This window comes from Nonomuraea jabiensis (assembly GCF_014204795.1).
Lineage (GTDB): Bacteria > Actinomycetota > Actinomycetes > Streptosporangiales > Streptosporangiaceae > Nonomuraea > Nonomuraea jabiensis.
In genome coordinates this window covers 4928980-4954556 of record NZ_JACHMB010000001.1, presented here as the reverse complement: position 1 = coordinate 4954556, position 25577 = coordinate 4928980, and the positions used below count along the sequence as shown (strand labels likewise).

General features: G+C 70.0%; 24 protein-coding genes. 1 reads left to right on the top strand and 23 read right to left on the bottom strand.

Features of this window, described 5'->3' with window-relative positions; translation table 11 throughout:
• Position 1: 1 nt before the first annotated feature.
• From HD596_RS22855 to thrC, 21 genes are all read right to left on the bottom strand, one after another.
• Positions 2-904, bottom strand: coding sequence for a F0F1 ATP synthase subunit gamma (locus tag HD596_RS22855; protein ID WP_185071373.1), 903 nt, complete (start codon positions 902-904; stop codon positions 2-4).
• A gap of 3 nt (positions 905-907) precedes the next feature.
• Positions 908-2557, bottom strand: a complete 1650-nt coding sequence (atpA, locus tag HD596_RS22850) for a F0F1 ATP synthase subunit alpha (protein WP_185071372.1) — start codon at positions 2555-2557, stop codon at positions 908-910.
• A 23-nt stretch (positions 2558-2580) separates the two neighbouring features.
• The gene (locus HD596_RS22845) at positions 2581-3390 is read right to left on the bottom strand and encodes a F0F1 ATP synthase subunit delta (protein ID WP_185071371.1); all 810 of its coding nucleotides are present in this window, start codon (positions 3388-3390) and stop codon (positions 2581-2583) included.
• Positions 3390-3938 carry a F0F1 ATP synthase subunit B gene (locus HD596_RS22840; RefSeq protein WP_185071370.1) on the bottom strand — a complete coding sequence of 183 codons (549 nt, stop codon included), beginning with the start codon at positions 3936-3938 and terminating at the stop codon, positions 3390-3392. Before HD596_RS22840 ends, HD596_RS22845 begins: the two co-directional genes overlap by 1 nt.
• Positions 3939-3972: 34 nt before the next feature.
• On the bottom strand, positions 3973-4203 hold the full coding sequence (gene atpE / locus HD596_RS22835) for an ATP synthase F0 subunit C (protein WP_185071369.1): 231 nt from the start codon (positions 4201-4203) through the stop codon (positions 3973-3975).
• 71 nt (positions 4204-4274) lie between these two features.
• Positions 4275-5075, bottom strand: coding sequence for a F0F1 ATP synthase subunit A (gene atpB, locus HD596_RS22830; protein WP_185071368.1), 801 nt, complete (start codon positions 5073-5075; stop codon positions 4275-4277).
• 73 nt (positions 5076-5148) lie between these two features.
• Positions 5149-5364: an AtpZ/AtpI family protein gene (locus HD596_RS22825; RefSeq protein ID WP_225963995.1), complete on the bottom strand. Its 216-nt coding sequence runs from the start codon at positions 5362-5364 to the stop codon at positions 5149-5151.
• Between the two features lie 67 nt (positions 5365-5431).
• Positions 5432-5854 carry a Cg1360 family ATP-synthase-associated protein gene (locus HD596_RS22820; protein WP_185071367.1) on the bottom strand — a complete coding sequence of 141 codons (423 nt, stop codon included), beginning with the start codon at positions 5852-5854 and terminating at the stop codon, positions 5432-5434.
• A 130-nt stretch (positions 5855-5984) separates the two neighbouring features.
• Positions 5985-7265: a glycosyltransferase family 4 protein gene (locus HD596_RS22815; RefSeq protein WP_185071366.1), complete on the bottom strand. Its 1281-nt coding sequence runs from the start codon at positions 7263-7265 to the stop codon at positions 5985-5987.
• 57 nt (positions 7266-7322) lie between these two features.
• Positions 7323-8588, bottom strand: coding sequence for a serine hydroxymethyltransferase (glyA, locus tag HD596_RS22810; RefSeq protein ID WP_185071365.1), 1266 nt, complete (start codon positions 8586-8588; stop codon positions 7323-7325).
• A 484-nt stretch (positions 8589-9072) separates the two neighbouring features.
• A complete protein-coding gene (locus HD596_RS22805) occupies positions 9073-9447 on the bottom strand; it encodes a hypothetical protein (protein ID WP_185071364.1) in 375 nt (124 codons plus the stop codon).
• On the bottom strand, positions 9447-11381 hold the full coding sequence (locus HD596_RS22800; protein WP_185071363.1) for a hypothetical protein: 1935 nt from the start codon (positions 11379-11381) through the stop codon (positions 9447-9449). The genes HD596_RS22805 and HD596_RS22800 overlap by 1 nt, the downstream gene beginning before the upstream one ends.
• Before the next feature lie 89 nt (positions 11382-11470).
• Positions 11471-12118 (bottom strand): L-threonylcarbamoyladenylate synthase, encoded by a 648-nt coding sequence (locus tag HD596_RS22795; RefSeq protein WP_185071362.1) that lies wholly within the window; start codon positions 12116-12118, stop codon positions 11471-11473.
• A 28-nt stretch (positions 12119-12146) separates the two neighbouring features.
• A complete protein-coding gene (gene prmC, locus HD596_RS22790; RefSeq protein ID WP_185071361.1) occupies positions 12147-13001 on the bottom strand; it encodes a peptide chain release factor N(5)-glutamine methyltransferase in 855 nt (284 codons plus the stop codon).
• Positions 12998-14050: a peptide chain release factor 1 gene (gene prfA / locus HD596_RS22785; RefSeq protein ID WP_185071360.1), complete on the bottom strand. Its 1053-nt coding sequence runs from the start codon at positions 14048-14050 to the stop codon at positions 12998-13000. Before prfA ends, prmC begins: the two co-directional genes overlap by 4 nt.
• A gap of 79 nt (positions 14051-14129) precedes the next feature.
• Positions 14130-14348 carry a 50S ribosomal protein L31 gene (gene rpmE / locus HD596_RS22780; RefSeq protein ID WP_106248153.1) on the bottom strand — a complete coding sequence of 73 codons (219 nt, stop codon included), beginning with the start codon at positions 14346-14348 and terminating at the stop codon, positions 14130-14132.
• A gap of 122 nt (positions 14349-14470) precedes the next feature.
• Entirely contained in the window at positions 14471-15106 is a 636-nt protein-coding gene (locus tag HD596_RS22775) for a response regulator (protein ID WP_185071359.1), read from the bottom strand.
• A gap of 57 nt (positions 15107-15163) precedes the next feature.
• Positions 15164-16429, bottom strand: a complete 1266-nt coding sequence (locus HD596_RS22770) for a sensor histidine kinase (RefSeq protein WP_221519464.1) — start codon at positions 16427-16429, stop codon at positions 15164-15166.
• A gap of 153 nt (positions 16430-16582) precedes the next feature.
• On the bottom strand, positions 16583-18679 hold the full coding sequence (gene rho, locus HD596_RS22765; RefSeq protein WP_185071358.1) for a transcription termination factor Rho: 2097 nt from the start codon (positions 18677-18679) through the stop codon (positions 16583-16585).
• A gap of 457 nt (positions 18680-19136) precedes the next feature.
• Positions 19137-20063 carry a homoserine kinase gene (thrB, locus tag HD596_RS22760; RefSeq protein ID WP_185071357.1) on the bottom strand — a complete coding sequence of 309 codons (927 nt, stop codon included), beginning with the start codon at positions 20061-20063 and terminating at the stop codon, positions 19137-19139.
• 12 nt (positions 20064-20075) lie between these two features.
• Complete coding sequence (gene thrC, locus HD596_RS22755) at positions 20076-21134, bottom strand: threonine synthase (RefSeq protein WP_185071356.1); 1059 nt, start codon at positions 21132-21134, stop codon at positions 20076-20078.
• Positions 21135-21292: 158 nt separating this feature from the next.
• On the opposite strand from thrC, the gene HD596_RS22750 reads away from it, so the two are divergent.
• On the top strand, positions 21293-22810 hold the full coding sequence (locus tag HD596_RS22750; RefSeq protein WP_185071355.1) for a glycosyltransferase family 2 protein: 1518 nt from the start codon (positions 21293-21295) through the stop codon (positions 22808-22810).
• Between the two features lie 28 nt (positions 22811-22838).
• Here the strand turns inward: HD596_RS22750 and HD596_RS22745 are convergent, their stop codons facing one another.
• Positions 22839-24485: a glycosyltransferase family 2 protein gene (locus tag HD596_RS22745; protein WP_185071354.1), complete on the bottom strand. Its 1647-nt coding sequence runs from the start codon at positions 24483-24485 to the stop codon at positions 22839-22841.
• Complete coding sequence (locus HD596_RS22740) at positions 24482-25555, bottom strand: glycosyltransferase family 2 protein (RefSeq protein ID WP_185071353.1); 1074 nt, start codon at positions 25553-25555, stop codon at positions 24482-24484. The genes HD596_RS22745 and HD596_RS22740 overlap by 4 nt, the downstream gene beginning before the upstream one ends.
• Positions 25556-25577 lie beyond the last annotated feature (22 nt).

The window sequence follows — 25577 nt, the reverse complement described above, 5'->3', positions numbered from 1 at the left end:
TTCACTCTTTCCCCGCTGCGGCGTCAGCGAGCGCGTTGGCGCCACCGACGATCTCGCTGATTTCCTGGGTGATCTCGGCCTGGCGAGCCTGGTTCATCTGCTGGGTGAGCACCCGCATCAGCTCGTTGGCGTTGTCTGTCGCGGACTTCATCGCGCGCCGCCGCGCGGCCTCCTCGGAGGCCGCGGACTGCAGCAGCGCCGTGAAGATGCGCGACTCCACGTAACGCGGCAGGAGCGACTCCAGCACGTCGGCAGCGGTCGGCTCGAATTCGAAGTACGGCGGGATCGCGGTCGACTCCGTCGCCTCGGTCTCCTCGACCTCCAGCGGCAGAATGCGCTTGACCACGACGTTCTGGGTCAGCATCGAGACGAACTCGGTCGAGACGATGTGGATCTCGTCGATCCCGTTCTCGTCCTTGAACGAGTCGATCAGCGTCTGCGCGATCTCCTTGGCGTCGGCGTAGGCCGGGTTCCTGGAGAAGCCGACCCACTCGCCGCCCATGTCACGGCCGCGGAAGGAGTGCCAGGTGACACCCTTGCGCCCGGTGACGAACGGGACCACGGTCAGACCGCGCGTCTCCAGGAGCCCGCGCAGGGCCTCGGCCTCGCGCAGCACGTTGGCGTTGAAGCCGCCGCAGAACCCGCTGTCGCTGGTGACGATGAGGACGCCCGCCTTGGTGGGGTTCTCCTTCGCCACGGTCAGCGGATGGTCGACGCTGGCCGCGTTGCTGACGACGCCGGTGACGGCGCGAGTGATCTCGCGCTCGTACGGCAGCGCCGCCTGCATCCGCAACTGCGCCTTCACGATCCGCGAGGAGGCGATGAGCTCCTGGGCACGCGTGATCTTCGCGGTCGACTTGACCGAGCTGATCCGCCGCCGCAGCAGCCTTAGCTGGGCACCCATGTCCTACTTCTTCTCCGCCGGACGGACGACCTTCTTGATCTTCTCCTGGCCGACCTCTTCGGCGCCCAGCGGCGCCACCGGCTCGTCCTTGACCAGCAGCTCGCCCGACGAGGTGGTGAAGCCCTTCTTGAAGTCCGTGACAGCGTCCTTCAGAGCGGTCACCGTGTCGTCGGACAGGTCCCTGGTCTCGCGGATGGTGTCGAAGATGCCCTTGTGCGAGGACTGGATGTAGTCCAGGAACTCCTGCTCGAAGCGGCGGACGTCCTCGATCGGCACGTCGTCCAGCTCGCCCGTGGTGCCCGCCCAGATCGAGGCCACCTCGCGCTCCAGCGAGAACGGGCTGTACTGGGGCTGCTTGAGCAGCTCGACCAGCCGCTGACCGCGCTCCAGCTGAGCCTTGGACGCGGCGTCCAGGTCGGAGGCGAAGGCCGCGAAGGCCTCCAGGTCACGGTACTGCGACAGCGACAGACGCAGCGTGCCCGCGACCTTGCGCATGGCCTTGGCCTGCGCGGAGCCACCGACTCGGGACACCGAGACGCCGACGTTGATGGCGGGCCGCACACCGGCGTTGAACAGGTCGGTCTCGAGGAAGACCTGGCCGTCGGTGATGGAGATGACGTTGGTCGGGATGAACGCCGAGACGTCGTTGCCCTTGGTCTCGATGACCGGCAGACCGGTCATCGAGCCGCCGCCCATGTCGTCGGAGAGCTTGGCGCAGCGCTCCAGCAGACGGGAGTGGAGGTAGAAGACGTCGCCGGGGAAGGCCTCACGGCCCGGCGGGCGGCGCAGCAGCAGGGAGACGGCGCGGTACGCGTCCGCCTGCTTGGTCAGGTCGTCGAAGACGATCAGGACGTGCTTGCCCTGGTACATCCAGTGCTGACCGATCGCCGAGCCGGCGTAGGGCGCGATGTACTTGTAACCGGCCGGGTCGGAGGCCGGAGCGGCGACGATGGTGGTGTACTCCATCGCGCCGGCCTCCTCCAGCCGGGCGCGCACCTGCGCGATGGTCGAGCCCTTCTGGCCGACCGCGACGTAGACGCAGCGGACCTGCTTGGCGGGGTCGCCGGAGGCCCAGTTCTCGCGCTGGTTGAGGATGGTGTCGACGGCGATCGCGGTCTTGCCGGTGCCACGGTCACCGATGATCAGCTGGCGCTGACCACGGCCGATCGCGGTCATGGCGTCGATCGCCTTGATGCCGGTCGCCAGCGACTCCTTGACGGGCTGCCGCTGGACGACGGTGGGGGCCTGAAGCTCGAGGGCGCGAACGGCCTCGGCCTCGATGGCGCCCTTGCCGTCGAGCGGGTTGCCCAGGGGGTCGACCACGCGGCCGAGGAAGTTGTCGCCGACGGGCACGGACAGGACCTCGCCCGTCCGGCGGACCGTCTGGCCTTCCTCGATCTTGCTGAAGTCGCCCAGGATAACGACACCGATCTCGCGGGTGTCGAGGTTAAGCGCCAGGCCGCGCGTGCCGTCCTCGAACTCGAGCAGTTCGTTCGCCATCGCCGAGGGAAGGCCGGAGACATGGGCAATGCCGTCGCCGGCGTCGACGACGGTCCCGATCTCCTCGCGCGCGGCGCCTTCCGGTTCGTACGCCTGGACGAAGCGCTCAAGCGCGTCCCGGATCTCGTCCGGCCGGATCGTAAGCTCCGCCATCTCTACTCTGTCTCCCTATTCGCCTAGCCGGCCAACCGGCGGCGGACTTCTTCGATTCGTCCCACAATGGTGGTGTCGATGATCTCGTCGCCGATGCGGACCGAGAACCCACCGAGCACTCGCTTGTCCACCTCGACGTTCAGGTGCACGTCACGGCCGTAGGAGGCGCTCAACCACGCCGTGAGGCGCTGCTTCTGCGTCTCGGTCAGCTCGACCGCGCTACGTACCACCGCCACGAGGCGCTGGCGCTGCTGGGCCACGAGCTGGATGAACTCCTCCAGGCCCGACTCCAGGCTACGCCCACGCGGGTGCACTGCGACCTGCTTGAGCAGGCGCAGGCTGGTCGGCGCGACCTTCCTGCCGAGCAGGTCGCCGAGCAGCTGCTCCTTGCCCGCCTCCGGCGCGGCCTGGTCGGCGAGCGCGCGGCGCAGGTCGGGGTTGGCGGCGACGATGCGGCCGAAGCGGAAGAGCTCGTCCTCCACGTCGTCGAGCCTGGACTGGCTCTCCGCCTCAGCGGCCGCGGCGACGACGCCGAGCCGCTCGATCGCGTCGGCCAGGTCACCGCCCCGCGACCACCGGACCGAGGCAGCGGCCTCGGTCGTGGCGATCGCGGCCTCGCTGACCTTGCCCGCGAGCAGCGCGCGCACGGTGGCCGCCTTCTGCTCGCCGGGCCTGGCCGGGTCGGACAGCGCCCGGCGCAGGCCGTGTTCGCGGTCGAGCAGATCGGCGATCGCGAACAGCTCGTCGGAGAGCGCACCGAGGTCGGCACTACCGGCGACCGCGTTGAACCGCTCCTCGACCTCTGCCAGCGACGTCCTGCTCAGACCTCTCATTAGCGCACCGCCTGCGGCGTCGACTCGAGCTCGTCGAGGAACCGGTCGACGATGCGGCTCTGGCGGACCTCGTCCTCCAGGGACTCGCCGACGATGCGGCCGGCCAGCTCGGTCGACAGGCGACCGATCTCGGTGCGGAGCTGGGAGAAGGCCGCCTGGCGGTCGGCCTCGATCTGCGCGTGCGCCGCCTCGACGAGACGGCGGGCCTCGGCCTGAGCCTCCTCACGGAGCTCGGCCTTGATCTGTGCGGCCTGCTCGCGAGCCTCCTCGCGCAGCCGGGCCGCCTCGTGCCTGGCCTCGGCCAGCTGGTCGCGGTACTGCTGCTGCAGGGCCTGCGCCTCGGCCTGGGCCTCCTCGGCCCTCTTGATGCCACCCTCGATGGCGTCGGTCCGCTCGGCCAGCGTCTTCTGGATGCGCGGGACGAGGATCTTGCCGACGACGACGAGGACGACGAGGAACGAGAAGATACCGACGACGAGCTCGAAAGTGTGCGGAAGGAGCGGGTTAGCGCCTTCCTCCGCCGCGAGGAGCGTAGCTGCCTTAGTCATGGTTGCAGCCTTTCGTCAGGGAATTCTTCTGGTCTTAGAGGGCCTGGAAGATGAACGGCGCGACCAGACCGAGCAGGGCGAGGGCCTCGGTGAGAACGAAGCCGAGGAGCATGTTCTGGCGGATCAGGCCGTAAGCCTCGGGCTGGCGCGCGATGGCCTGCACGCCCTGACCGAAGATGATGCCGACGCCGATGCCGGGGCCGATGGCGGCGAGACCGTAACCGATGGCGGTGACGTTGCCGGAGACCTCAGCGAGAACGCTCATTGCTGTATTCCTTTACTGGACGGCCGGTGAAGCGGAGTCTCACCGGTCATGGATATTCCGGTACGTGGATCTCAGTGCTCTGCGTGCAGGGAGCCGCCGATGTACATCGAGGCCAGCATCGCGAAGAGGAACGCCTGCAGGAACTGGATGAACATCTCGAAGGCCGTGAAGATGATGGTCATGACCACGCCGATCACGCCCACCCCGGCGCCGAGCGGCGTCAGCTTCTCGAACAGGAACCAGAAGCCGACCATGCTGAAGAACGCCAGCAGCATGTGACCGGCGAACATGTTCGCGAAGAGTCGGACCGCGTGCGTGAACGGCGCGATGATCAGGTTCGACAGGAACTCGATCGGCGACAGCAGCAGGTAGATCGGCTTGGGCAGTCCCGGCGGGAACATCATGTTCTTGAAGTAGCCGATCGGGCCCTGGTGCTTCATGCCGAGGTAGACCTTGAGCACGTAGATCGAGCCCGCCAGGACGGCCGGGAAGGCGATGTGCGAGGCCACCGGGAACTGCAGCACCGGGATGACGCCCATGATGTTCCAGATGAAGACCAGGAAGAACAGCGTCAGCAGCAGGCCCATCCACCGGTCGGCGTCCTTGCCCAGGAAGGGCCGGGCGACCTGGTCGCGGACGAACATGTAGCCGTACTCGGCGACGTTCTGCACACCCTTGGGGACGACCTTGGGATTGGCGAAGCCCGCCCAGCAGAAGCCGATCACCAGGATCGCGCTGAGGATGGCGAGGAGAACCGGCTTGGTGAACCAGTCGACCCCGGGAATGATCGGGGTAAAGGAGTTGAACAGCTCGTCAGGCGATGGGGCCCGGAACTGGTCTTCAGGAGGAGCGAGGACCGTCAGCGCAATCACGCGGCGTTCCCTTCAACGTCGTAGTGTGGATCACAAGGGTTTTCCTCAGCGAAGCGATCTACTGCCGTACGGGCTAGCGACCGAACTTCCGGTATGCCAGGTAGCCACCGAGCACCAGCCCCAGGACGATGCCTATGGGGAAGAACGCGGACATGTCCAACCACCGGTCCAGCAACCAGCCGGCGCCTCCATAGAAAGCCATCCCGGCGATCAAGTAGCTCGGGACTGACCACATGGCGTCGGCGAAGTCGCGACCGTCCTCTTCGGGTCGGCGTTCCTGTGCGCTCATCGCGGCCTTGACGATAGCAGGCAAGTAGAGGACTAGTCATATCGGACCCCGCCCGTTTTACCTGCCGTCATGAATCGCCCTTCCCGGGGACCCCGGCTTCGGGGTCGACATAGAGGAGCTTGGTCTTCATGAAGGCACGTACTTCGAAGCCGGTCCAGACGAGGGTGCAGACCACGACGGTCCAGGCGAACGCCTGGGTGTTCCAGGCCGTGGTGTCGCGGAACGAGGCCAGCACGACCATGATGGCGACGACTTTGACGAGGTAGCTGACCATCGCCGCGATCGCCATCATCTGGGGGGAGACCCGAGCGGCATAGGACACCGCTACCACGCTGATGCTGAAGAAAACCCCGACGAGCAAAGTGCCGATCGCGGCGCCCAGCGCTCCCTTGCCGCCAACCGCCAGGAGCGACACAGCCACGGCGACCACCCCAACCGCGAAGGTCGGAATCGCGGCGCTCTTGAGTACGCGCACGTCGTTGGCCTGCATCGGTGCTCCATCAACAAGTTATCAAGCGAGCGTTTGCTACCTCCAGAACCGGTAGGTCTGGAGTCCCTGCTCGTGAAAGATATCACAAGCTCACGGAAGACCGCTTTTACCTGCCGTTTCTAGTTCGCGATCAAGAACGGCTCGGAAAGGCGGGAATGACCGGTTTGCCCTCGGCGCTCGCGCGGGCGCCGTCCGACGGCGGCGCCTGTCTCCTGACCTGGGGATCTTCGGGCAGGATCGGCGGCATCGGCCCGGTGGGCGGCCCGTCGTCGTCGGGGCTGTCGTCGCGTGACGCCGCGTGCGCCCCGCCCCTGCCCCGCCAGCGCGGCAGGGCCATCAGCACCAGCACGGCCAGGGCGAGCACGATGACCGCTGGGAAGAGCAGGACGGGCACGCCGACCCGGGACATGCCGACGATGCCGAACGAGAACAGGAACGTCCAGGCGTACATGATGAGCACCGAACGCCGGTGCGAGTGGCCGATGTCCATCAGCCGGTGGTGCAGGTGACCGCGGTCGGGCGCGAACGGCGACAGGCCCTGCGACGTGCGCCGCACGACGGCGGTGATCAGGTCGATGAGCGGCAGCACCAGCACCGCCGCGGGGACGAGCAGCGGCAGCAGCACGGGGAACTTGTTCATCTCCACGATGGCCGAGGTGTCCACCGGCGTAACCGTGACGATGGAGGATGCGAGCACGAGCCCGATCAGCATGGCGCCCGTGTCGCCCATGAAGATCTTCGCCGGGTGGAAGTTGTGCGGCAGGAAGCCCAGGCAGGCGCCGATGAGGACGGCGGCGATGGCGGCCGTCGCGGTGATGTTGCTGCCGGTGATGTCCTGGCTGATGATGATCGAGTAGGCCCAGGTGGCCATGCCCGCGATGCACACGATCCCGGCGGCGAGGCCGTCGAGCCCGTCGACGAAGTTGACCGCGTTGATGGTCACGACCACGACCAGGATGGTGATGATCGTGCTGAGCGTGTAGTCGAGGCTGGTCGAGCCGCCCCAGCTCTCCGGCAGCGGGATCGAGGTCAGCCGCATGTCGAAGAAGACCAGCACCCCGGCCGCCGCGATCTGGCCGGCGAGCTTGATGAGGGCGTCCATGCCCCACCAGTCGTCGAGGAAGCCGGTGAACGTGATGAGCCCGCCCGCGATGATCAGCGCGGGCACCGGATTGGCGCCCGTACCGGCCAGGGCGTCGCCGGAGTGGGTCATCTGGCCGGCCAGCAGCAGCCCCACCACCAGGCCGCCGTACATCGCCAGGCCGCCCAGCCTGGGCGTCGGCGTGGTGTGCACGTCGCGCTCGCGAATCTCCGGCATGGCGCCGATGCGGATGGCGAAGCGGCGCACCAGCGGGACCAGCAGATAGGTCACCGCCGCGGCGATGAGCGCCATGAACAGGTATTCGCGCACGGACCTAGTTTCCCGGATCCTCCGGCCCACTGGGACCGGAAAACGACACAGACCAGCTTAATATTCGCTGAGATATGGCTGATGGATGGCCAGAAGGGCCGAAACTCTCTCCCGGACCTCCCCAGCGCCGGCCGGATGTCGCACCGCCCGGGTCACCAACGTCCCGACCTCCTTCAATTCCTGGGGCCCCATGCCCTGGGTCGTCACGCACGGCGTGCCGACGCGGATCCCCGACGTGATCGACGGGGGCTCGGGATCGTACGGGATGACGTTGCGGTTGAGCGTGATGCCGGCCGCCGCGCACCTGCGCTCGGCCTCGGCGCCCGACACGCTGAGATCCCGCAGGTCGATCAGCGCCAGATGGGTGTCCGTACCGCCGGACACGGGCCGCATCCCCTGCCCGGCCAGCGCCTCCGTCAGCGCCCGCGCGTTCGCGACCACCTGCCTGGTGTAATCGGCGAACTCCGGGCGCATCGCCTCCGCGAACGCCACCGCCTTGGCCGCCACCACGTGCATCAACGGCCCGCCCTGGATGAACGGGAACACCGCCCGGTCGATCTTCCCCGCCAGCTCCTCCGTGCACAGGATGGCCCCGCCGCGCGGCCCGCGCAGCGCCTTGTGAGTGGTGAATGTCACGACGTCCGCGTACGGCACCGCCGACGGGATCGCGCCGCCGGCCATCAACCCGATCGGGTGCGCCACGTCGGCCATCAGCCACGCGCCCACCTCGTCCGCGATGCCGCGGAAGACCGAGAAGTCGATGAGCCTGGGGTACGCCGTGGCGCCGCACACGATGAGCTTCGGCTGATGCCGCAGGGCCAGATCCCGGACCTCGTCGTAGTCGATGAGTTCGGTGTCGCGCCGCACGCCGTATGACACGACGTCGAACCATCTTCCCGAGAAATTCACCTTGGAGCCGTGGGTGAGATGGCCGCCGTGCGGCAGCGCCATGGCCAGCATGGTGTCGCCGGGCTGCAGGAGGGCGGCGTAGGCGGCCAGGTTCGCGGAGGCGCCGGAGTGGGGCTGCACGTTGGCGTGCTCCGCCCCGAACAGCTGGCGCGCCCGCTCGATCGCCAGCCGCTCGGCCCGGTCCACCACCTCGCAACCGCCGTAGTAGCGGCGTCCGGGGTAGCCCTCGGCGTACTTGTTGGTGAGGGTGGAACCGAGGGCGGCCAGGACGGCGGGCGAGGTGAAGTTCTCACTCGCGATCAGCTGGATCCCGCCGCGCACCCGCTCGAGTTCGTCGAGCAGCACCTGTGCGAGCTCCGGGTCCTGCCTCTGCAGCAACCCGAAGTCGGGACCGTAGTAGGGTTCCCCACCCATTTCCCCACTGTACGACCTAATGTCCGTTTCTCCCAGCCACGCCCCCACCCCGCCCCAACCAGCTCCTTACGCGCCTCCCCACCGCCAACCCAACAAACCACCCTCAACGCCGCCCGCTCAAACCGCCCCCTCAGGCCCGCCCGCTCTAACCGCCCCCCCAGGCCCGCCCGCTCAGCCCGCCCGCTCAAGCCGCCCCCTCAGGTCGCCCGCTCGAGCCGCCCGCTCAAGCCGTTCCCTCACCCCGTACCCGGAGCCCGCGCCCTCACCAGCACCCCCGCCGCCGCCCGATGTCCCAGGCTTCCGCGGGCCTCTGTCCCCAGCCCTACCTCAGCCGCGCCTTCAGCACCCGTCCCAAAGCTCCCCATCAGCCCGCGACACCAGCCATGCTGCGTTAGCTCGCTGACCAGCCCCCTTGGCCCACTGCCCTCGGGCCGCCCTGCTTTGAAAGGGTCCCCGCAACTTCCCTCAAGAGACCTCAGCCGGGCTACTGGAACGCATGCGGCGCGTTGGCCGTCGTGGGGATCCACCTGGGCGTGTCCGCCGCCTCGTCGCTGATGGCGGTCAGCACGGAGTGGCGGTAGACGGCCAGCCTGGTGCGCCATTCGCGGATGTCCTCGACATAGCGCTCCCCCACCGGCGCGTCCCACGTCTGAGGGCTCTTGGCCAGGCCGTACGCCTTGTCCAGTGCCGTCCTGAGCGTCTCCAGCTGGGGCAGGACGGTGTTCCAGGCCAGCACGAGGCGCTGGTAGTCGGGGTTGAACTCCCAGGCCCTCTGAGGGCTGTCCAGGGGCCCTGAGGGGGCGGCGGGCGGGGTCTCGTCGCGCTCTCTGGGCCTGGGCGCCGGCGGGTCGACGTACATCACGCGCTCCTTTCCGGCGTACCGGGGTCGATGTCGCCGGCCGGGCCATCGGGCCGGATGTCCCTGGGCGCCCACTCGCCCTTGCCGTACTCGCCGGGCGGAACCTCTACGGAGGGCATGTCGAGGGGCTGGATCTCGCGGTGGTGCTCCACGACTGTCCGGAGGGCGTCCAGGTTGGGTGGGGAGGCGTCCACGGAGACGACGTCACTGCCGTCGTTCGCCCAGGCATTGATGTCCGATCCGGCGGGGTAGGCGGCTTCTGTCCCGTACGCGATCTGCACCTGGACCGAGGGGTTGGTCGGCGGAATCGCAACGGGCGCCCCTTGGCCACCCTGACCACGGGAGCCCTGATCGCCCTGGCCCCCCTGGCCATAGGTTCCCTGGTCGCCCGTTCCTCGGCCCTGGTCGCCGGTCCCTCGCTCCCCCGTTCCTCGGCCCTGGTCGCCGGTCCCTCGGTCACCCGTCGGCTGGTCCCCGCCCGTGCGTTGGCCTGCGTCGCCGCCGGAGGGCTGGTCCGGAGTCGTTTCCTTGGCGCCCGGCGTGGTGTCCGTGCCTCCAGGCGTGGTGTGCGAACCGCCGTGCCGGTTGTCCGTGCCTCCAGGCGTCGTATCCGTGCCGCCGTGCCTGGTGTCCGTACCGCCGGGTGTGGTGTCCGTGCCCCGTGGGGTGCCGCCGGGTGTGGTGTCCGTGCAGGCGTCGTTCGCGCCTGCGGTGGGAGCATTGCCGTCCGTGGGGGCGCTGCCGTCCGTGGGAGCGGTGCCGTCCGTGGGGGTGGTGTCGTAGCCGGAAGTGTCCGCTAATCCCGGCATGTCCAGCGGCGGGATCTCCCGATGATGGCCCACCACCGTCTTCAGCGCGTCCGGGCTGGGCGGGTTGGTGTCGACGGAGACCACGTCGCTGCCGTCGTTCGCCCAGGCGTTGACGTTCGCGGCGGTGGTGCTGTCGGCGGGGACCTTCGGCATTTCCGCCGGTTGCACCTTGTCGGTGTTCTCGAGGAGGTCTTCCAGTTGTTCGGCCGTGGGCGGGTCGATGGGGATCTGGAGGACCTTTACGCCGTCTACTTCGACGATGTGCGGCTTGGTCGGGTCCTGTTGGTCGTTGGCCGGGGTGTTGACCGCGCCGCCGTCCGCCTCGGCACCGCGATCGCGCCTGCTGCCCACATCGTCGTCCTTGGGCTGGTCGACGGGCTGATCGCCGGTCTTGCCATCGCCTCCGGTGTCCTGGCCGGTCCCAGTGTCCTTGTCACCGTCGCAGGTCTTCCCGTCGGCATCGGAGCCCGATTTCCCGTCCGAGTCCGACTTACCGTCCGAGCCCGTCTTCCCGTCGGAATCCGTCTTCCCGTCGCCACCCGTCTTGCCGTCCGAGTCCGACTTACCGTCCGAGTCGGTCTTGCCGTCAGCGCCCGTCTTGCCGTCCGAGTCCGACTTACCGTCCGAGCCCGACTTACCGTCCGAATCCGTCTTCCCGTCGCCACCCGTCTTGCCGTCCGAGTCCGACTTACCGTCGGAATCCGACTTCCCGTCAGCGCCCGTCTTGCCGTCGGAATCCGACTTCCCATCAGCCCCGGTCTTCCCGTCCGAGTCCGGCTTCGTGTCGTCGTCCTTCGACGGTGGCTCGGCGGCCCGTGGGTTGTCGTACTTGTCCCGATCCCCCCGCACCTGCTTGGGATCATCATCCTCAGTAGCCCCCGCCCCCATCCGAGGCGGTTCCTCCCGCTTCTCCAGCACCCCGAGCCGCACGTTGACGTCCTTGACCATCGCGTCGACGGCCTCCGCGACCTGCGCCGGGCGGTGGGTGGTCTGGGTGGACAGCCCGGCGCGGCGCATGGCGGCCCTGACCTGGTCCTCGACCGTACGCATCTGCGTGGCCGCGTGTTTCACCTCGGTCAGCAGGTCACGGACCAGCTTGGGATCCATGCCGTCGAACTTGCCCATGGGCCACTCCCGGACGTAATCGCCGCTCCGGGCCTCACCGTAATGTCGGCCGGAGCGCGATCGCAGCCGGGATAAGCAGACGGTATACGTCAGTCCTCGGTGGCGACGTAACCGATGATGCCCCGCAGCTTCTCCACCGGGATGGCCCCGCGCCGCAGCAGCCGGGGCACGGCGGTAGTGAGGTCGAGGATGGTGGAGGGCGTGTTGTCGGTGGTCTTGCCGCCGTCGAGGTAGACCTCGACCGAGTCGCCGAGCTGCTCCTGGGCCTCCTCCGCCGTGGTGGCGGCGGGGGCGCCGGAGCGGTTGGCGCTGGAGACGGCCATGGGGCCGGTCTCCTTGAGCAGGTCGAGCGCGACCGGGTGGAGCGGCATGCGCACGGCCACCGTGCCCTTGGTCTCCCCCAGGTCCCAGGAAAGGGCCCTGTTGGCCTTGCAGACGAGCGTGAGCGGCCCGGGCCAGAAGGCGTCTATCAGGTCCTGCCCGTACGGTCCGAGGTCGTCTATGAGCGCTGTGGCGGCTCTGACGGTGCCCACGAGCACGGGCGGCGGCATCTCGCGGCCCCGGCCCTTGGCGTCGAGCAGTGCCGTGACCGCCGCCGGCGTGAACGCGTCGGCGCCGATGCCGTAGACGGTGTCGGTCGGCAGCACCACGAGCTCGCCCCGCCGCACCGCGGCGGCGGCCTCCATCACGCCCACGGTCCGCTGCTCCAGGTCGGAGCAGTCAAAGCGTCTGGCCATCGGTCCTGTCACCTCGCTCGAATGGATCCTAGTCCTGGCCCAGCCGGGCCGTGACGAAGCGGTCCCTCCTGGTGAGGTCCTGGCGAAGGCGCACGTCGCGCCAGCCGTTGTCCTCGGGGAACGTCAGATAGACCGCCCTGCCCTGCTGGTCGGCGTGCTCGACGACCACCCAGCCGCCGGGCCGCAGCAGGCGGCGGGCCGTGCGCTCGACCGCCCGCACCTCGCCCAGCCCGTCCTCGCCGGAGCCGTACAGCGCCCTGGTGGGATCGTAGTCGCGCACCTCGGGGTCGCGTGGGATCGCGCCGGGCGGGATGTAGGGCGGGTTGGAGATGACCAGGTCGACCTTGCCGTTGAGCTCGGGCAGCGCCTCGGCCAGGTCTTCGGGGTGCAGGTGGGTGCGGCCCTGGCCGAGCTCGGAGATGTTGCGCTTGGCCCACGTGTACGCCCCGGGGTCGACCTCCACGGCGTGGACCTCGGCCAGGGCCACCTCCTGGGCGATCGACAGCGCGATCGCGCCCGAGCCGGTGCCGAGATCGACGACGAGCGGGGCGGTCACGTCCATGGCGCGCAGCGTCTCGATGGCCCAGCCCGCCACCACCTCGGTCTCGGGCCGGGGCACGAAGACGCCGGGCCCGACCGACAGTTCGAGGTAGCGGAAGTAGGCGTGGCCGGTGATGTGCTGCAGCGGCTCGCGGGCCTCGCGCCTGGCCACGCCCTCCCAGAAAAGCGCGTCGAAGTCGGAGTCCTTGACCGTGTGGAGCTCGCTCCTGCGCACGCCGTGGACGAACGCCGCGATCTCCTCAGCGTCGGTGCGCGGTGAGGGAACACCTGCCTCGGCCAGCCGGGCGGTGGCGAGGGCGATCTCGTCCAGCAGAAATGTCATGAGTGTTGTGCGAGCTTCTCCGCCATCTCGGCGTCGATGAGGGCCTGGGTGACGGCGTTGAGCTCACCGTCGAGAACCTGGTCGAGGTTATACGCCTTGAAGCCGACCCGGTGGTCGGAGATGCGGTTTTCCGGGAAGTTGTAGGTGCGTACGCGCTCGGAGCGGTCGACCGTGCGGACCTGCGACTTGCGCTCGGCCTGCGCGGCGGCCTCGGCCTCCTCCTGCGCGATGGCCAGCAGCCGGGCACGCAGGATGCGCAGGGCCGACTCCTTGTTCTGGAGCTGGCTCTTCTCGTTCTGGCACGAGACGACCACGCCGGTGGGCAGGTGGGTGATGCGGACCGCCGAGTCGGTGGTGTTGACGCTCTGGCCGCCGGGGCCGCTGGAGCGGTAGACGTCGATGCGCAGGTCGTTGGGGTCGATCTGGACGTCGACGTCCTCGGCCTCGGGGTAGACGAGCACGCCCGCGGCGCTGGTGTGGATGCGGCCCTGCGACTCGGTGACGGGCACCCGCTGCACGCGGTGGACGCCGCCTTCGTACTTGAGCCTGGACCACACGCCCTCGTCGCCCTTGGCCTTGATGCCGACGGTGACATCTTTGTAGCCGCCCAGGTCGGAGGGCTGGCTGTCGATGACCTCGGTCTTCCAGCCGAGCCGCTCGGCGTATCTCAGGTACATCCGCAGCAGGTCGCCCGCGAACAGCGCGGACTCCTCGCCGCCCTCGCCCGCCTTGATCTCCATGATGATGTCCTTGTCATCGTTGGGATCGCGCGGGATGAGCAGGTGCCTGAGCTTCTCCTCGAGCTGGGGGATGCGCTCCTCCAGCTCGGCCGCCTCGGCCGCGAACGCCTCGTCCTCACCGGCCAGCTCCTTGGCGGCGGTCAGGTCGTCGCGCGCCGCGTCGAGCTCGCGGTACGTCGTGACGATCGGCGTGAGCTGCGAGTAACGCCTGCCGAGGGTGCGGGCCTTGTTCTGGTCGGCGTGCACGGCGGGATCGGCGAGCTGCAGCTCCAGCTCGGAATACTCCTTGAGCAACTCGTCGAGGTTCACCGTGTGTCCTTAGTCGTGGGGCTTACACCAGCAACGCCGGCCCAGCGCACGGGCGTGCGTCGGGCCGGCGTCGGTGAAGCTACTTGCCCGTGGCCTTCTTGCCGAAGCGCTTCTCGAAGCGGGCCACCCGGCCGCCGGTGTCGAGGATCTTCTGCTTGCCGGTGTAGAACGGGTGGCAGGCAGAGCAGACGTCGGCGTGGATGACGCCGTTCTTGGCGGTGCTACGGGTGGTGAACGTGTTGCCGCAGGAGCAGCTCACCTGCGTCACGTTGTAGTCAGGGTGGATGTCGCGCTTCATCGCTGTCCTTTCGGGGTGCGGCCGCCGGGTCGCCTTCACGCACGGCGTGAACCGGAACCGCTAAATGGTCAGCTACCAGTGTGCCAGATCGTCCAACCATCCCAGGCCATCGCGCATTCCCGTCAGCGGCCCAGATAGGTGAGTACGGCCAGCACACGACGATGATCCTCGGGCGCCGGCCCCAGGGCCAGCTTGGCGAAGATGCCGGAAATATGCTTCTCCACCGCGCCTTCCGTGACGACCAGCCGGGCGGCGATGGCGGTGTTGGAGCGGCCCTCGGCCATCAGGGCCAGCACCTCGCGCTCGCGGGGGGACAGCGAGTCGAGCGGGGCGCCCCGGCGCTGGCGGCTCAGCAGCTGCACGACGACCTCGGGATCGATGACCGTGCCGCCCGCCGCCACCTGCCGCACCGTCTCCAGGAACTCGGCCACGTCCGCCACCCGCTCCTTCAGCAGGTAGCCGACGGCCCTGCCGATGAGGTCGCCGGCATAGCGCTCCTCGACGTACTGCGACAGGACCAGGATCGGGAAGTCCGGCCTGGCCACGCGCACCTGCAGCGCCGCCCGCAGGCCCTCGTCGGTGTGGGTCGGCGGCATGCGTACGTCGACGATGGCCAGGTCGGGCTCGTGCTCCAGGACGGCCGACACCAGCGCGGGCCCGTCGGAGACGGCCGCGACGGTCTCGATGCCGCCGTCGGCGAGCAGGCGCGCGAGCCCCTCGCGCAGGAGTACGGAGTCCTCGGCGATGACCACGCGCATGGCCACATGACTACAGGGGTCGGCGTCCGGCTGTCCACCGCGGGCCGCGGCGCGCGCCTACCACTCGCAAGGCAGCTCCGCCCGCACGAGAGTGGGCCCGCCCACGGGGCTGTGCAGGACGAGCACGCCGTCGATGGTGGCCGCCCGGTCGGCCAGCCCCGACAGGCCGCCGCCCGGGCAGACGACGGCCCCGCCGATGCCGTTGTCCCACACGTCCACGACCACGCCTCGATGGTCCCTGAGCACTGTCACCGACGCCTCGGTGGCGCCGGAGTGCTTGGCCATGTTGGTCAGGCTCTCGGCCACGATGAAGTACGCGATGCTCTCGACGGCGGCGGGCGGCCGCTCGCGCAGTTCGACGGAGACGTCCACGCGGACGGGCGCCCGCGCGGCCAGCCCCGACAGCGCCGCGTCCAGGCCACGGTCGCTCAGGATGGCCGGGTGGATGCCCCTGGCCAGGTTGCGCAACTCGGCGATGGCGGCCTTGGTGCCCGCATGGGCCTGCGCGATGAGCATCCTGGCCTCCTCGGGCTCGCTGTCGAACTTCGACTGCGCCCGCCCCAGGTCCACCGCCACCGACAGCAGCCGCTGCTGCGCGCCGTCGTGCAGGTCGCGCTCGATCCGGCGCCGCTCCGCCTCGGCCGCGTCGATCCCCCTGGCCCTGCTGGCCCTCAGCCGCTCCTCCTGGCTGCCGCCGAGCAGCACCGTCGCCAGCGTCCCGTGCAGCCAGGCCATCCCGCGTACGAGGTACGCCGCGAGCACGAACACCAGCGTCCCGAAGACCATGGCGACGAGGGCGCCCGGCCAGCTGTCGATGGTCAGCTCCGTGTAGACGCCCGCCGCCACCCACAGCGACATCAGGAGGGGCTGGATGATCAGCGTCACCGCCGTGAACCACAGCACGACCGACACGGCGGTCTCGACCAGGCCGAGCGGCAGCAGCATCAGCAGGTAACCGAGGTCCTGCCAGGTGGCCGCGTCCCCCAGCAGCCAGCGCAGGTGCGCGCCCACCCCGCGTTCCGGCCTGCTCTGGTACGGGTCGGCGATCTTCACCCCGAACGCCGCGTGCATCAGCCGTCTCTCCAGCATCGCCCCGCCGCGCCACATCAGCACCGTGGCCATCATCAGCGGCACGCCGACCCAGACGACGGTCAGCGTGAGCGACGCGGGCAGGGCGAGGGACAGCACGACGAACCAGCCGATCCCGGTCGCCCCCGTGATCAGCAGGTACGGCGCCGCCCGCCACGTCATCGGGTCGACCACGATCCCCAGCGGACCCCTGGCCCCGAACGGCACGCGGTCCTTCAACGCGACTGATGGCATGCCCCAAGAGTGCACTCGGAACGCGCCGGCGTGAATCCGGGAGGCGGCCGTCGCCGGGGTGGGGCTATCCCCCGTCCCGCGCTCGCACGGGCCCCCGTACAGACGGAAAGAGGCGGCACGGGGGAAACCCCATGCCGCCTCTCCCAGGAGCCGCTAGTCGCGGTCGTTGCTCACCGTGGTCTTCTGGACCTGCAGGAGGAACTCCGCGTTGGACTTGGTCTCCTTCATCTTCTCCAGGAGCAGCTCGAGCGCCTGCTGCATGTCGAGCGCGTGCAGCACCCGGCGCAGCTTCCAGACGATCTGGAGCTCTTCCTTGGCCATGAGGATCTCTTCCTTACGCGTGCCGGACGCGTCCACGTCCACCGCGGGGAAGATGCGCTTGTCGGCCAGGGAGCGGTTGAGCTTGAGCTCCATGTTGCCGGTGCCCTTGAACTCCTCGAAGATGACCTCGTCCATCTTGGACCCGGTCTCGACCAGGGCCGTGGCGAGGATCGTCAGCGAGCCGCCGTTCTCGATGTTGCGGGCGGCGCCGAAGAAGCGCTTGGGCGGGTAGAGCGCCGTGGAGTCGACACCACCCGACAGGATGCGCCCGGACGCCGGGGCCGCCAGGTTGTAGGCGCGGCCGAGGCGGGTGATCGAGTCGAGCAGGACGACCACGTCGTGGCCCAGCTCCACCAGGCGCTTGGCCCGCTCGATGGCGAGCTCGGCGACCGTGGTGTGGTCTTCGGCCGGACGGTCGAAGGTCGAGTGGATGACCTCGCCCTTGACCGACCGCTGCATGTCGGTGACCTCTTCGGGCCGCTCGTCCACGAGCACGACCATCAGGTGGCACTCGGGGTTGTTGCGGGTGATCGCGTTGGCGATGGACTGCAGCACCATCGTCTTACCGGCCTTGGGCGGCGAGACGATGAGGCCGCGCTGGCCCTTGCCGATCGGCGAGACGAGGTCGATGATCCGCGTGGTGAGGATGTTCGGCTCGGTCTCCAGGCGCAGGCGCTCCTGCGGGTAGAGCGGCGTCAGCTTGTTGAAGTCAGGCCGGTTGCGGGCCTGGTCCGGGTCCATGCCGTTGACGGTGTCGAGGCGGACCAGGGCGTTGAACTTCTCGCGCCGCTCGCCGTCGCGGGGCTGCCTGACGGCGCCGGTGATGACGTCGCCCTTGCGCAGGCCGTTGCGGCGGATCTGGGCGAGCGAGACGTAGACGTCGTTGCTGCCCGGCAGGTAGCCGCTGGTCCTGACGAACGCGTAGTTGTCGAGGATGTCGAGGATGCCGGCGATCGGGATGAGCACGTCGTCGTCGCCGATGACGGGCTCGCCGCTCTCGAAGCGGTCACGGCCGCGGCCGCGGTTGCGCTCCCTGAAGCGGCCCCGGCGCCCGCGCCCGCCGCGGTCGTCGTCGTCGCCGGCGCCGCCGCGCTGGTCGCCGCGCTGGTCGCTCCGGCCCGCGTCGGCGGCGCGCTCGCGCTGCTCGCCGCGGCCCCCGTCACGACCCCCGTCACGGCCACCGTCACGACCGAGGTCACGGCCGCTGTCGCGGCTGTCACGGCTGTCACGGCTGTCACGGCTGTCACGGCCACTGTCGCGGCCGCCGTCACGACCGAGGTCGCGCCCGCTGTCACGGCTGCTGTCGCGCCCGCCGTCACGGCTGCTCTCCGCGCGGCCGCCCTCACCGCGGTCGCCGCCGGAGCGGTCGCCCCGCTCGCGGCGCTCACCGCGGCTGCGGCGCTCGCGACGGCTCTCGCCGCGCTCGGCGCGCGTCTCGCTCTGGCCGCTCTCCACGGCCTGGGCCTGCGGCTCCGCGACCGGCTCGACCGGCGCGGCGGCCGCGACGGGCTCGGGGGCCGCGGCGACGGGCTCCGCCGGCTGCGCGACGGGCTGGGCCGCGGGCTCCTCGGCGGTCTTGGCGCGGGAACGTTCCCTGCGCGTACGGGTGGGCCGCTCGGCGGCCGCGACCGCGTCGGCCGTGGCGACGGCGGGCGCCTCGGCCACCGGGGCGGGAGCAGGTGCGCCCTCGCCGGAGCCGCCACCCTGCTTCTCCTGGATGGCCGCGATGAGCTGGCTCTTCCGCATGCGCCCGGTCCCGCTGATGCCCAGCTCAGCTGCCATCTTCTGCAGCTCGGGCAGCACCTTGGCGGACAGGCCGGTGCCGGAGCGACGCGCACGGGTGGTCTTCGCCGGTGCGCGGGTGGGGGTGTCGCCGGACGCCGGCTCAGCGCCTGATGCGTCGGAGAGGAGTTCGGTGGTGTCGCTCAACTAAAAGGTCCTTCCCAGGGGTCGGGCGCCGGTTTCGTTCTGCCGGGCGTCCCGGAGGTGCTTGCGATCCGGCGGGACAGACCGGGTCGGGGTGCACTCTGCGATCTTCGGCTGTCGCTGTGGACGGCCGCCACTCTTGGGGAGGGGCTCGTCCAAGCGGCCACAGGGCCGTGGCGCGTGGCAGACACCCCCCAGGTTGCTGTCGCCAACCAGATGTCGATGTGATTCGAACGCGCAGATCCCCGTCGTCGCCGCCTCGTTTCGAGCCAACCGGGTGTGGGCCAACCGGAGGCAACGGAGTCCGGGGAGACAGCCGCGCTGCTCACGCCTCGCGACGTGAAGCATGATGCAGCGATGTGTGGCTGACAAGCACGCACCCACCAAGGGGGCATCTGGTGCGGCTATCAGCCTAACATCACCAGCGCACACGGCTATTCCCTGAAGGTCTAAAGAGGCATCAGCGTGTCTCGGGGAACTGAACGTTCGCACCAACCGGGTCGACGTCCATTTGCTGGATGTGCCAGTCATTACCCACTTCTGGCGCGATCAAATCCTGCGTATCCGATGTCGAAAACGCAAGAACCGTGGGACCCGCTCCCGAAACGACCGCGGGCACGCCCACTGCACGGAGACGTTCTACCAGATTCGCGGTGGCCCGCATCGCAGGCGCGCGGTAATGCTGATGGAGTCGATCTTCTGTGGCGGCGAGCAGGAGCGCGGGCTCCGGTCGCTGGGTCAGCGCCGCGATCAGCAGCGCAGCCCTGCCTGCGTTGAACGATGCGTCCTTGTGGGGCACGTCCTTCGGCAGCAGCCCCCGCGCGGTCTCCGTGGCCAGCCGGGTGGCAGGAACGACCACGACCGGGCGGATGCGCTCATCAGGAGCTACTTTCACCATATGCGGCGCCCCGGAGTGGTCGTACCAGGCCACGGTCAGCCCGCCGGCCAGGCAGGGGGCGACGTTGTCGGGATGCCCCTCCATCTCCGTGGCCAGCGCGAAAACGTCGTCGTCGGAAAATCGCCCGCGCTCGGAAAGTTGTTCGCCCTCAGCCAAAGCGCGGGCCGCCAGGATGCCCGCGCAAAGGGCGGCCGAGGAGGATCCCAGCCCGCGCGCGTGCGGAATCCTGTTACGGCAGTGCAGGCGGATCCCGCTGGGCTGCGTGATCCCCATGCGGTCGAACGTGACCCGCATCGCCCTGACGATCAGGTGACCCTCTCCGAGATCCAGCTCACCCGCGCCCTCGCCCTCGACGGTGACGCGAACCCCGGCCTCGTCGGTGAGCGCGGCCTCGACGTCGTCGTACAGGCTCAGCGCCAGCCCGAGCGCGTCGAACCCGGGACCCAGGTTCGCCGAGGTGGCGGGCACGCGAATCTCAACGGTCCGCACATGAACTCCCTGTCAGGCGAGGTTGAGCGCCGCCGCGGCGGCGTGGACGTCGATCGGGATGACGACGGGCGCGGGCGCGCCCGAGATCGCCCAGTCGGGGTCCTTCAGCCCGTTGCCGGTGACCGTGCAGACGATGCGCTGACCCGGGTCGACGAGCCCCTGCGAGTGGGCCTGCAGGAGCCCCGCGACGCTGGCGGCCGAGGCCAGCTCCACGAACACGCCCTCCTCCTGCGCCAGCAGCTTGTACGCCGCCGCGATCTGCCGGTCGGTCACCGCCTGGATGACGCCGCCCGACTCGTCGCGCGCCGCGGTGGCCAGCGACCAGGAGGCCGGGTTGCCGATGCGGATGGCGGTGGCGATCGTGTGCGGATGCGACACGGGCGCGCCCTGGACGATCGGCGCCGCCCCGCTGGCCTGGAAGCCGAACATGCGCGGCCGCTTGGCCGACACGCCGTCGGCCGCGTACTCCTGGTAGCCCATCCAGTACGCCGAGATGTTGCCCGCGTTGCCCACCGGGATGCAGTGGATGTCCGGGGCGTCACCCAGCGTGTCGACGATCTCGAACGCCGCCGTCTTCTGGCCCTGCAGCCGGAACGGGTTGACCGAGTTGACCAGCGCGATCGGGTAGCTGGACGACAGCTTGCGGGTCATCTCGAGACAGTCGTCGAACGACCCCTCGACCTGCAGCAGCGTGGCGCCGTGCACGAGCGCCTGGGCCAGCTTGCCCATGGCGATCTTCCCCCGTGGCACCAGCACGGCGCAGGTCAGCCCGGCGCGCACGGCGTAGGCCGCCGCCGACGCCGAGGTGTTGCCGGTGGAGGCGCAGATGACCGCCTTGGCCCCCTCCTCGACCGCCTTGCTGATGGCCATGGTCATGCCGCGGTCCTTGAAGCTGCCCGTCGGGTTGGCTCCCTCGACCTTCAGGTAGACGTCGCACCCGGTCAGCGCGGACAGGCGGTTCGCGGGGACCAGCGGCGTGCCGCCTTCGAGCAGCGTGATGACAGGCGTCTTCGGAGTGACAGGAAGACGCTCGCGGTATTCCTCGATGAGGCCACGCCACGACCTGCTCATGATGACTCCCTACCTGCGGTGTTGGGCACAGAGTGTACGGGGTGCGGCAGCCCGGCGCGGATCCGCGTCCATCCCCCGGACACATCCATTGGACAGGGGCGCTATTCAGGAAATTCTCAGCATCTCCCGATAAGGTCTCGGGCCAGGGGGTCACCACCATGGACGCGCGTCCTGCTTTGACGCAGAACGACTATTCACCGCTCGCCGTGCCGGAGCTCGGCACCTGGTCACCCGCCCTTTCCGTGAGCGTGGTGATACCCGCTCACGGCGGGCAGGACCGGCTCGACCTGACACTCGCGGCGCTGGCGGCGCAGACGTACCCGGACCATCTCATGGAGGTCGTCGTCGTCGACGACGGCAGCGAGCCTCCCATCCGGCTGCCCGAGATCCGCCCCGCCAACACCCGCGTCGTACGGGTGCGCGACGGCTGGGGCATCTCCAACGCCGTCAACACCGGCGCGAAGGCCGCCGACGGCGAGATCATCCAGCGTCTCGACGCCGACATGGTGGCCTGCCGCGAGCACATCGAGGCCCTGGCCCGCTGGCACCACGTGACGGACTATCTCGTCACGATCGGGATGAAGAAGTTCGTGGACACGCCGCCGGTCACGCCGTCCCAGGTCTTCCGGGCGGGGCACCTGGGAGAGGTGTTCGACCTGGCCGGGGCCGTGTCCAGCTCCACCGAGGTGACGATCGCCAAGACCGACGGGCTGCGCAAGAGCCGCAACCCGTACCACGTGTGCACGGGGCCGACCTTCGCCCTGCCCCGGGAGATCTTCCACGCCGTGGGCGGGCTCGACCCGAACGTGGCGCGGGGCGAGGACACCGAGTTCTCCTACCGGCTGGCCATGCACGGCGTGGTGTTCGTCCCCGACATGGACGCGCAGGCCGTGCACCTGGGGCTGCCCGCGCAGCACCGCGACAGGGAACGCGCCGTGCGGGCCGTGGAGCCGTACCTGGCGCACCGGATCCCGCTGCGCAGGGACCTGCGCAAGGACCGGGGGCGGCGGTGGCTGGTGCCGTACGTGGAGATCGTGCTCGACGTCACGGACACCTCCGAGTCGGTGGTGCGGCAGGCGGTGGCGGCGGCGCTGGACGGCAAGCTGCAGGACGTGGTGGTGACGCTGGTGGGGCCGTGGTCGCGGCTGGCCTCCGGGCGCCGTTCCGTCCTGTCGGACCCGTGTTTCGAGCTGCGGCTGATGCGTGACCTGTTCGCGCACGACGAACGCGTCCGCCTGATCGACGAGGCCGCCCCCACGCCCGCGCCCACGCCGTTCCGCTACCGGGGCCCGGTCGACGTGCCGCTGCACCGGGCGACGCTGGAGCGCATGATCGAGTCGGTGCAGAAGGATCTCGCCGGCGTGCTGATCGTCGACCTGCCCGACGGGCGCACGGCCCGGCTGGAGCGCACCTCCGCCCTCGGCCGCGCCGTCCTGCTCGCCGAGCCGGGGACCGCCGACGTGGACGACCTCATCGCCGTCACCCACGGGGTACGCCACGAGCCGCCGGACCGCTACTGGCCCGCGCCCGCTCCCGCGCGACCCGAGCCGGTCGCCATCTCCGCCCCGGCCCCGGCCGCCGCCGCCGCTCCGGTGACCGTCCCCGTGCCGGACAACACGGCGCCGCCGGAGAACAAGCTGCTGCGCCGTCTCAAGTCCGCCCTGCGCCCCAACTGACCCCCTTCGCCGGGAGGGGCGGGTGGGGTCAGCCGCGCAGGCGTTTGCGCAGGGCGCGTTTCATGGTCGTCGAGACCAGGACCCGCAGGCTCTGCTGGGCGCGGCCGGCGGCGGCAAGCTGGCGGCGCAGCGTGCCGACCTCGCGCCGCAGCTCCACGGTCGACTTGCGCCAGCGTCCCGCCTCGTCCCGCCACTTGGCCACCTGCGCCCGCAGCCGCTCCGCCTCCTTGGCCAGCCGGGCCGCCTCGGCCTGCGCCTCCAGGCGGGCCCGGTACGCTCCCCGCCGCCCGAGGATCGCCGCCGCCTCGGTCGTGAAGCCGTACGTCTCCGCCTCCACCCAGGTGACGCCCGACACCGAGTCCACCGCGTCGTCCAGGTCCTCCCCCGCCGCCATCACGATGCGGGCCCGGGCGAAGGCGGACGCGCGTTCCAGGCGGGCCGCGACGACGCCCTGGGCCGACTCGTGGAGCAGCACGTTCACCAGGCCGAGCCCCTCGTCGCGGGCCAGGTCGAGCAGGCGGGCGAGCGAGTCCTCGCCGGGGACCCAGCCGGGCGGCAGGCGCAGCACGAAGGGCACGGCCGGGTCGACGGACTCCGTGGCGGACAGGCGTACCCGGCCTTCATGGCGATAGTGGCCCTGGACCAGCACCAGGTCGAGGTGGGGGTCCTTGAGGGGGGAGCGGCGGTCGCGGTCGAGGGTGTCCCAGGGTCCGAGGACGAGCACGGACAGGTCGGGTAACGTGCCCGCGAGCAGCGCGTCCACCGTCGCCCGCACCGAGTCGTAGCCCGCCGTGCCGTCCACCACCACGGTGACGTACGGCACCTTCCACTGCCGCCCGGGATGCCCCCGCAGCCACCGGTAGGCCGGGATGCGGTCGGCCACGAACGCGTGGCTCACCCGGTCGATCGGCTGTTTGCCGCGCATCCGCATGGTGGGGCCGAGGTGGTAGGCGCGGGCCGACGGCTCCGGCACGAAGACGGCGCCCGCCTGGCCGAGCCGGTAGCCCATCTCGGTGTCCTGGCCCAGGATCAGCTCGTCGTCCATCGGCCCGGCGGCCTCGATCAGCCGGGCGTTGACCGAGGTCGCGCCGCCGACGTGCAGGCTGAACGGGCGCTGCGGGTTGTCGGTGAGGCCGTCGGTGCGCTCGACGAGATCGACGATCCAGGCGTGCGGCTCGGCGGGTTCGAAGTGCCTCTCCAGGTCGTCGGGGAGCTCGCGGGGCACCTCGGCCTCGGTGAAGCGGATGTAGCCGGTGACGACCAGGTAGGGGGCGGCGTGGTGCCAGCGCATGTGGGCCTCGATCGCGCCCGGGGTGAGCACCACGTCGGAGTCGAGCCAGTGGATCACGTCGCCGGTCGCCTCGGCCAGCCCGGCGTTGCGGGCGCTGGCCCGGCCCGGCTGCGCGCAGACGATCAGACGGGTCCGCTCGGGGCGGACGGCGGGCAGGCGCAGCGGGGGCGCGCTGCCGTTGTCGACGACGATGACCTCGGTCAGCTCCGCCGGGTACGTCTGCCTGGCCAGCCCGGCGAGCACCAGGTCGAGCTTGTCCTGCCCGCCGTAGGCCGGGATGACCACGCTGACCGTGAGCTCCGGGGTGAGGTCCTCCGGGAGGGGCTGGAGGATCCGGTAGTCGTTGCCGCGCACCCTGGGCGCGCCGGCGACATCCGTGGTCATGCGGCTTCCATCAGCAGGCTCGGGCGGAAGCCGCGCCACTGGTTGGCGGCCACCTTGAGGAAGTGGGCCAGGGGCAGCTGCCAGGTGTGCTCGTCGCTGAGCCCCCGTCGCAGGACGTAGCCCAGCCCGTGGGTACGGTAGACGCGCGCACCGGCCTTTTGTGCTGCTTTGAGAAACTCGCGATCAACTGCCCGAGACAGCCTAGGAAATCCCCCAATTTCTTGAAATTTCGCCCGGGAAATCAAGATCGTCCCTCCGGCCACATGATCCGCCCACACCTCGCTCGGATACCCGGCCCCGCTCGCGAAAGTCGTCCGCCGCACCGTGGCCCGCAGCGGCTCCAGATAGAAGAACTCGGCCGTCGTCCCCACCACGTCGGCCCCCGAGTACGCCAGCGCCATGAGCAGATCTCCCAGGTGACGCGGCCCGTACCAGTCGTCGTCGTCCCATTTCACCAGGTAGTCGCCGCGCGCCAGGGCCGCCAGCCGGTTGAGCACCTCTCCGAACGGCACGTCGCGCGGGACCTCGATCCATTTCACGGGCAGCGAACACGACTCGACCGCCTCCCGCACCTCCCCGAGGCTCACCCCGTGCAGCCCGAGCAGCACCTCGGCCTCGACGTCCCGCTGCCGCCCCATCTGGGCCAGCGCCGACCCCACCATCGCGGGCCGCTTGCTGGACATCACAATGCTGACCGTGGACCTGGAGACCCGGTGCGCCAGGCGGCGCAGCCGTACGCTGTGCTCCTCCCGCCGCAGGTCGGCCAGCGAGCGCGCGGTCCCGTCGGCCGCGTGGCCGAGCCAGTCGCGGTCGGTGAGCAGCGCGGCGAGGTCGCCGGGCACCCAGGGCACGGCGCGGCCGGCGGTCAGCGGTACCCCGGCGGCGGCCAGCCGCAGCAACCCCTCCAAGGGCACCTCGGCGGCGGGCCACTCGATCTCCAGCCCGCGCAGCGGGCGCAGCGCGGGCACGTCGGGTCGCCCGCCCTCCACCGCCCAGCCGTCGTGCGCCCAGTGCAGGCGGGCCAGCCCCTTCTCCGGCGTACGCGCGAAGCCACAAGGGGTGATGGACATGGGCCTCCTTGGGACTTGGTCG

What these genes read in the sequence shown, in the direction of transcription:
- HD596_RS22845 (WP_185071371.1), bottom strand. Translation starts at nt 3,390, where the DNA reads ATGAGAGGTCTGAGCAGGACGTCGCTGGCAGAGGTCGAGGAGCGGTTC.
- thrC (WP_185071356.1), bottom strand. Translation starts at nt 21,134, where the DNA reads ATGAGCAGGTCGTGGCGTGGCCTCATCGAGGAATACCGCGAGCGTCTT.
- HD596_RS22805 (WP_185071364.1), bottom strand. Translation starts at nt 9,447, where the DNA reads ATGTACGTCGACCCGCCGGCGCCCAGGCCCAGAGAGCGCGACGAGACC.
- HD596_RS22820 (WP_185071367.1), bottom strand. Translation starts at nt 5,854, where the DNA reads ATGCAGGCCAACGACGTGCGCGTACTCAAGAGCGCCGCGATTCCGACC.
- HD596_RS22740 (WP_185071353.1), bottom strand. Translation starts at nt 25,555, where the DNA reads ATGTCCATCACCCCTTGTGGCTTCGCGCGTACGCCGGAGAAGGGGCTG.
- HD596_RS22855 (WP_185071373.1), bottom strand. Translation starts at nt 904, where the DNA reads ATGGGTGCCCAGCTAAGGCTGCTGCGGCGGCGGATCAGCTCGGTCAAG.
- HD596_RS22795 (WP_185071362.1), bottom strand. Translation starts at nt 12,118, where the DNA reads ATGGCCAGACGCTTTGACTGCTCCGACCTGGAGCAGCGGACCGTGGGC.
- rpmE (WP_106248153.1), bottom strand. Translation starts at nt 14,348, where the DNA reads ATGAAGCGCGACATCCACCCTGACTACAACGTGACGCAGGTGAGCTGC.
- HD596_RS22825 (WP_225963995.1), bottom strand. Translation starts at nt 5,364, where the DNA reads ATGAGCGCACAGGAACGCCGACCCGAAGAGGACGGTCGCGACTTCGCC.
- HD596_RS22750 (WP_185071355.1), top strand. Translation starts at nt 21,293, where the DNA reads ATGGACGCGCGTCCTGCTTTGACGCAGAACGACTATTCACCGCTCGCC.
- HD596_RS22800 (WP_185071363.1), bottom strand. Translation starts at nt 11,381, where the DNA reads ATGGGCAAGTTCGACGGCATGGATCCCAAGCTGGTCCGTGACCTGCTG.
- atpA (WP_185071372.1), bottom strand. Translation starts at nt 2,557, where the DNA reads ATGGCGGAGCTTACGATCCGGCCGGACGAGATCCGGGACGCGCTTGAG.
- HD596_RS22745 (WP_185071354.1), bottom strand. Translation starts at nt 24,485, where the DNA reads ATGACCACGGATGTCGCCGGCGCGCCCAGGGTGCGCGGCAACGACTAC.
- HD596_RS22770 (WP_221519464.1), bottom strand. Translation starts at nt 16,429, where the DNA reads ATGCCATCAGTCGCGTTGAAGGACCGCGTGCCGTTCGGGGCCAGGGGT.
- HD596_RS22775 (WP_185071359.1), bottom strand. Translation starts at nt 15,106, where the DNA reads ATGCGCGTGGTCATCGCCGAGGACTCCGTACTCCTGCGCGAGGGGCTC.
- atpE (WP_185071369.1), bottom strand. Translation starts at nt 4,203, where the DNA reads ATGAGCGTTCTCGCTGAGGTCTCCGGCAACGTCACCGCCATCGGTTAC.
- prmC (WP_185071361.1), bottom strand. Translation starts at nt 13,001, where the DNA reads ATGACATTTCTGCTGGACGAGATCGCCCTCGCCACCGCCCGGCTGGCC.
- glyA (WP_185071365.1), bottom strand. Translation starts at nt 8,588, where the DNA reads ATGGGTGGGGAACCCTACTACGGTCCCGACTTCGGGTTGCTGCAGAGG.
- HD596_RS22840 (WP_185071370.1), bottom strand. Translation starts at nt 3,938, where the DNA reads ATGACTAAGGCAGCTACGCTCCTCGCGGCGGAGGAAGGCGCTAACCCG.